Here is a 5998-nt window from a genome sequence, read left to right as displayed (position 1 = left end):
GGCACCGGCGTCCCCTCGCGCCGCGCGCGAGGACGCGCCGCGTGGCCTAGCCTCGCGCGTCGCGCGAGAGCTCGGACCAGAACTCGGTCAGGGCCGCGGCCGTCGCGTCGGGGCGTTCGGCGTTGGGGGAGTGGCCCGCGCCGCGGATCACCGTGCGGCGGGCGCGCAGCGTGTGGGCCATGCGGTCGAGGCCCCGCACGGGCCACGCTCCGTCGCGCTCGCCGGACAGCACGTGGATCGGGAGGCCGACGGCGGCCAGCCGCGCGACGCGGTCCGGTTCGAAGCGCAGGGTGCGGCCCGTGGCCCGCAGTTGGGCCGGCGCGTTGGACACCCAGCGGCGGCGGAGCAGTTCGTCGATCTCCGCCTCCGCCTCGGTGCCGCGCCGGTGCACGAGGCGGAATATCGTGCCGGCGCCCAGCACCGGCAGGGTCACGGCCAGCGCCCGCACCTTGATCCGCTGCCAGCGCGCCACCCGCCCGGCGCCCGAGGCGATCAGCGTCAGGGAGGTGAACGGCTTCCGGCCGGCCGCCGCGGCCCGCAGCACCGCGCCGCGTGAGATGAGGCCGCCGAGCGAGTGGCCCACGAGGTGGATCGGTTCCGGGCCCAGCTCCTCGGCCTGCGCCAGCACGTCCTCGGCCAGCGCGCCGAGGCGGTACGCGGCGTGGGGCAGCACCCCCGAGGACTCGAACTGGCCGCGGCCGTCGACCGCGACCGCCCGGTAGCCGGCCTCGGCCAGCGGCGCGAGCAGCGCGATGAAGTCCTCCTTGCTCCCCGTGTAGCCGGGGATGAGCAGCGCCGTGCCGATCGGCCGCTCGCCGCGCGGTGCCGCGTCGAGCACCGCGAACTCTCCGCGACGGGTCACCAGCCGACGGGCCGTGACCCCGACCGGTGGCACGGCGAACGGGGGTCTGCTCACCCCTTGAGCGTAACCGTCACCCAGGCGAAACCCACGAGGGCTGTTCCCCGGCCCGGACGGGCCGCCAGAATCTACGCGCGTTTCCAGAAACCAGAAAAAGGAGTCACCGATGTCGTCGCTCGACCGTAGAGCGTTCCTCGGCCGGACGGCCGCGACCGGGGCCGGGGTGGCCATCGCGGGCACCGTCGGCGCGCCACCGGCGGTGGCCGGCGGCGGGTCGGCCAGGCGGTACGCCTTCACCGTGATGGGCACCACAGACCTGCACGGCAACGTCTTCAACTGGGACTACTTCACCGACGCGGAGTTCACCGACAGCGGCGGCAACGACATCGGTCTCGCCAAGCTCTCCACCCTCGTCAACCAGGTGCGCCGGGAGAAGGGCGCCCGCAACACCCTGCTCATCGACGCCGGCGACACCATCCAGGGCACCCAGCTGGCCTACTACTACGCCAAGGTCGACCCGATCACCCGGGCCCGCGGCCCGGTCCACCCCATGGCGCTGGCGATGAACGCCATCGGCTACGACGCGGCCGCGCTGGGCAACCACGAGTTCAACTACGGCATCCCGCTGCTCCGCGCGTTCGAGCGGCAGTGCCGCTTCCCGCTGCTGGCCGCCAACGCACTGGACGCCGCCACCGAGCGCCCCGCCTTCCCGCCCTACTGGATGACCCGGCTGCGCACCCCGCACGGCCGTGACGTGCGGGTGGCGGTGCTCGGCCTCACCAACCCCGGCATCGCCGTCTGGGACCGCGCCCACGTGGAGGGCCGGATGGTCTTCCCCGGCCTGGAGGAGCAGGCCGCCCACTGGGTGCCCCGGCTGCGCGCGATGGGCGCGGACGTCGTGATCGTGTCGGCGCACTCCGGCACGAGCGGTACGTCCTCCTACGGCGACCAGCTGCCGCACGTGGAGAACGCGGCGGCGCTGGTGGCCGAGCGGGTGCCGGGCATCGACGCGATCCTGGTGGGGCACGCGCACGCGGAGATCGCCGAGCGCCGGGTCACCAACGCCGAGACGGGGCGGGAGGTGGTGCTGTCCGAGCCGCTGTTCTGGGGGAAGCGGCTGACGCTCTTCGACTTCGAGCTGGTCTGGGAGCGCGGCGGCTGGCGGGTGGAGCGGGTGGCGGCGAGCCTGCGCGACACCAGGACGGTGGAGGAGGACCCGGAGATCACCGGGCTGCTGGCCGAGCAGCACACCCACGTCGTCGCGTACGTGAACCAGGTGATCGGCACCGCCACCGCGTCCATGACGGCGACCGAGGCGCCGTACCGGGACACCGCGATCATCGACTTCATCAACCACGTGCAGGCGGAGACGGTGCGGGCCGCGCTGGCCGGCGGCGAGTACGCGGACCTGCCGGTGCTCTCGCAGGCGGCCTGCTTCTCGCGCACGGCCGCGATACCGGCGGGCGAGGTCACCATCAGGGACGTGGCCGGCATGTACGTCTACGAGAACACGCTGGAGGCGCGCCTGATCACCGGCGCCCAGCTGCGGGACTACCTGGAGTACTCGGCGCGCTACTTCGTGCGCACCCCGGCGGGCGCTCCCGTGGACCCGGCCGGGCTCACCAACGCGGGTGGCATCCCGGACTACAACTACGACGTGGTCGGCGGGGTGACGTACGACATCGACATCGCCAGGGAGCCGGGGTCACGCGTCGTCGACCTGCGGTTCGGGGGCGAGCCGGTGGCGGACGACGCCGAGTTCGTGCTCGCGGTCAACAACTACCGGGCCAACGGCGGCGGCAACTTTCCGCATGTCGCGGCCGCCGATCAGCTCTGGTCGAACTCCGATGAGATCCGGAACACGATCATCGACTGGGTGCGTGAAAGCGGCGAGATCGATCCGTCCGCCTTCGCCTCCGTCGACTGGCGCCTCACCAGGGACGGCGTCCCGGTGTTCTAGCCGGTTCTAGCCGTGGAACCCGTTGCGGGTGCGGCGGACCGGCGTCCGCCGCACGGGAACACGGGTGGTCGGGTCAGGACTCGGTCCGCTCGGCCCGGGCGGGCTGCCCGCTCCTGGTCCGCCGCCTGCGGCGCGGGGTACGCGGCGCGGTGGCCTTCCCGGCCTCCGGCTCGGGGGTGGCCGCCGCTGGCGCCGCCGCCTCCACCGCCTCGGCCGCTCCTCCGGCCTCGTTGATCGCCACGCCGCCGCGGGTGCGACGACGCTGCCTGCTGCGCGCGGGCTTGGCCGCGGGGGCCGCGGCACCGGCGGAGCGGCGCTGGGCGGAGCGCCTGCTGTCCGGGCCGCCCAGGTCCTCGACCTCCTCGGCGTCGAGCCCGGCCCTGGTGCGCTCGGCACGCGGCAGCGTGCCCCTGGTGCCCTCGGGGATGGCCAGCGCCTCGAAGAGGTGCGGGGAGGTCGAGTAGGTCTCGACCGGGTCGGGGAAGTCGAGACCGAGCGCCTTGTTGATCAGCTGCCAGCGCGGGATGTCGTCCCAGTCCACCAGGGTGACGGCGATGCCCTTGTTGCCCGCCCTGCCGGTGCGGCCGACCCGGTGGAGATAGGTCTTCTCGTCCTCCGGCGTCTGGTAGTTGATCACGTGGGTCACGCCGTCCACGTCGATGCCGCGGGCCGCGACGTCGGTGCAGACCAGCACGTCCACCTTGCCCTTGCGGAAGGCGCGCAGCGCCTGCTCCCGGGCGCCCTGGCCCAGGTCGCCGTGGACGGCCGCGGAAGCGAAGCCGCGCCTGGTCAGCTGCTCCGCGACGTCCGCCGCGGTCCGCTTGGTGCGGCAGAAGACCATGGCGAGACCCCGGCCCTCGGCCTGGAGCATCCTCGCCACCATCTCCACCTTGTCCAGCGAGTGGGCCCGGAAGACGTGCTGCGTGATGTTGGCCACAGTCGCGCCCTCGTCATCGGGCTCGGTGGCGCGGATGTGGGTGGGCTGGTTCATGTAGCGCCGGGCCAGGGCGATGACCTGCCCCGGCATGGTGGCGGAGAACAGCATGGTCTGGCGCTTGGCCGGCAGCAGCTCGATGATCTTCTCGACGTCCGGCAGGAAGCCGAGGTCGAGCATCTCGTCGGCCTCGTCCAGGACCAGGCTGCGCACCTGGTTCAGCCGCAGCTTGCGCTGGCCGGCCAGGTCGAGCAGCCGCCCGGGGGTGCCGACGACCACGTCGACGCCCCTGGCCAACGCCTCGACCTGCGGTTCGTAGGCGCGGCCGCCGTAGATGGGCACGACGCGCACGTTGCGCACCTTGCCCGCGGTGAGCAGGTCGTTGGTGACCTGCTGGCACAGCTCCCTGGTGGGCACGACGACGAGTGCCTGGGGCGCGTCGCCGAGCTGCTCGGGGGTGGCGCGCCCGGCCTCGACGTCGGCGGGCACGGTGACGCACTCGAGCAGCGGCAGTCCGAAGCCCAGCGTCTTGCCGGTGCCGGTCTTGGCCTGCCCGATGACGTCGGCCCCGGTGAGGGCGACGGGGAGGGTCATCTCCTGGATGGGGAACGGGGTGGTGATGCCGACGGCCTCAAGGGCCTCGGCCGTCTCGGCCAGGATCCCGAGATCTCGAAAAGTGGTGGTAGCGGACAGGGTCATTGCCTCTTCTTGTGTGACGCGGCACACCGCGGCGAGGCGGGTCTTGCCACCGTGCCGCTGGCGGGCCCTGTAGGGGCCGGCCAAGCCGGCGCGGGACCCGGGCGTCTCGCTCAAGCGCACGCACCGCGCGAGCGGGTCCCTCATGCCGCGGCGGGTGCGGGAGCACTCACCGCGCGGAGGGCTGGTCAGGTCGGAGCCGATCGGGCCACCGACCGGGCATCCGCGGGGATCCTGAGGCGTCGGCCTTGCACCGGCCCCAGGGACTCCAGCATGGGGATGGGACCCGCCGCTTGTAGGCGAGCCTCCATAGCACTGTACCCCGGAACCCCACACATGTGGCAGGGCGCGAACTCACCGGCGGGCACTATTGTGCCCCCCATGGAGACGCCTGATACGCCCGCTTCCCCTGCCCCGACCACCGCTGTCGCCGCCCAGGACTGGGCAGCGGCCTCCGCCGACCCCCGTTACCGGGCCGCGGTGGTGGACCTGCTGGGAGCGCTGGCCTACGGCGAGCTCGCGGCGTTCGAGCGGCTGGCCGACGACGCGAAGCTGGCGCCGGGCCTGGCCGACAAGGCGGCGCTGGCGCGGATGGCGGCGGCCGAACTCCACCACTTCGAACAGCTGACCGACCGGCTGCGGGAGATCGACGAGGAGCCGACGGCGGCGATGGAGCCGTTCGCCGCGGCGCTTGAGGAGTTCCACCGGATGACCGCCCCGTCCGACTGGCTGGAGGGCCTGGTCAAGGCGTACGTCGGCGACGCCATCGCGGCCGACTTCTACCGCGAGGTGGCCTCCCGCCTCGACTCCGACACCCGCTCCCTCGTGCTGCGGGTGCTCGACGACACGGGCCACGCGACGTTCGCCGTGGAGAAGGTGCGGTCCGCCATCGAGGACGACCCCCGGGTCGGCGGCCGGCTCGCGCTGTGGGCCCGCCGACTGATGGGCGAGGCGCTCTCCCAGGCCCAGCGGGTGGTCGCCGACCGGGACGCGCTGTCCACGATGCTGGTGGGCGGCGTCGCGGACGGCTTCGACCTCGCCGAGATCGGCCGGATGTTCTCCCGGATCACCGAGGCCCACACCAGGCGGATGGCCGCGCTCGGCCTGTCCGCGTAGGCTCCCGGCATGGCGGTGACCGCGTTCGACCGGGCCCTGATCGAGGAGTCCGCGAAGAAGTCGGGGCTGGTGTGGGTGCGCGCCCACGGCCTGCCCCGGGCCAGGCCCCTGTGGCACGTGTGGCACGACGGCGCGGTCTGCGTCGTCGGCGGCCCGGGCGAGCAGCCGCTCGACGGGATCGGCGAGGACGGCGTGGTGGTCAGCTGCCGCAGCAAGGACAAGGGCGGCCGCCTGATCGCCTGGCCGGCCGAGGTCACGGAGCTGGCGCCCGGCACGGAGGAGTGGGAGTCCACCGCGGCGGCGCTCGCCGCGAAGCGGCTGAACGCACCCGACACGGACGGCCTCGCGGCCCGCTGGGCCGCGGAGTGCCGGCTGCTGCGGCTGGCCCCGGCCTGAGCGCCGGCGCGGGCTCCGCGCGGTGTTTTCCCCCACC

The 5998-nt window shown here is 73.6% G+C and carries 4 protein-coding genes and 1 pseudogene; 3 read left to right on the top strand and 2 right to left on the bottom strand.

The features are described from left to right. Positions 1–46: 46 nt before the first annotated feature. Entirely contained in the window at positions 47–916 is an 870-nt protein-coding gene (locus RNC47_RS35595) for an alpha/beta fold hydrolase (RefSeq protein WP_311604958.1), read from the bottom strand. Between the two features lie 109 nt (positions 917–1025). On the opposite strand from RNC47_RS35595, the gene RNC47_RS35590 reads away from it, so the two are divergent. Next, positions 1026–2819: a bifunctional metallophosphatase/5'-nucleotidase gene (locus RNC47_RS35590; RefSeq protein ID WP_311604957.1), complete on the top strand. Its 1794-nt coding sequence runs from the start codon at positions 1026–1028 to the stop codon at positions 2817–2819. Between the two features lie 73 nt (positions 2820–2892). On the opposite strand, the gene RNC47_RS35585 is transcribed toward RNC47_RS35590, so the two are convergent. Continuing rightward, complete coding sequence (locus RNC47_RS35585; protein WP_311604956.1) at positions 2893–4452, bottom strand: DEAD/DEAH box helicase; 1560 nt, start codon at positions 4450–4452, stop codon at positions 2893–2895. Positions 4453–4830: 378 nt separating this feature from the next. Between RNC47_RS35585 and RNC47_RS35580 the strand changes: the two genes are divergently transcribed. Both RNC47_RS35580 and RNC47_RS35575 read left to right on the top strand, forming a co-directional pair. Then, positions 4831–5565 (top strand): ferritin-like fold-containing protein, encoded by a 735-nt coding sequence (locus RNC47_RS35580; RefSeq protein ID WP_311604955.1) that lies wholly within the window; start codon positions 4831–4833, stop codon positions 5563–5565. Positions 5566–5574: 9 nt separating this feature from the next. Then, positions 5575–5955 (top strand): annotated as a pseudogene (locus RNC47_RS35575) (hypothetical protein); the annotation flags it as partial. Between the last annotated feature and the right edge of the window lie 43 nt (positions 5956–5998).

Source organism: Streptomyces millisiae, from assembly GCF_031845425.1.
In the GTDB taxonomy this organism is placed as follows: Bacteria; Actinomycetota; Actinomycetes; order Streptomycetales; family Streptomycetaceae; genus Streptomyces; species Streptomyces millisiae.
This window is presented reverse-complemented; position numbering and strand designations above follow the sequence as displayed.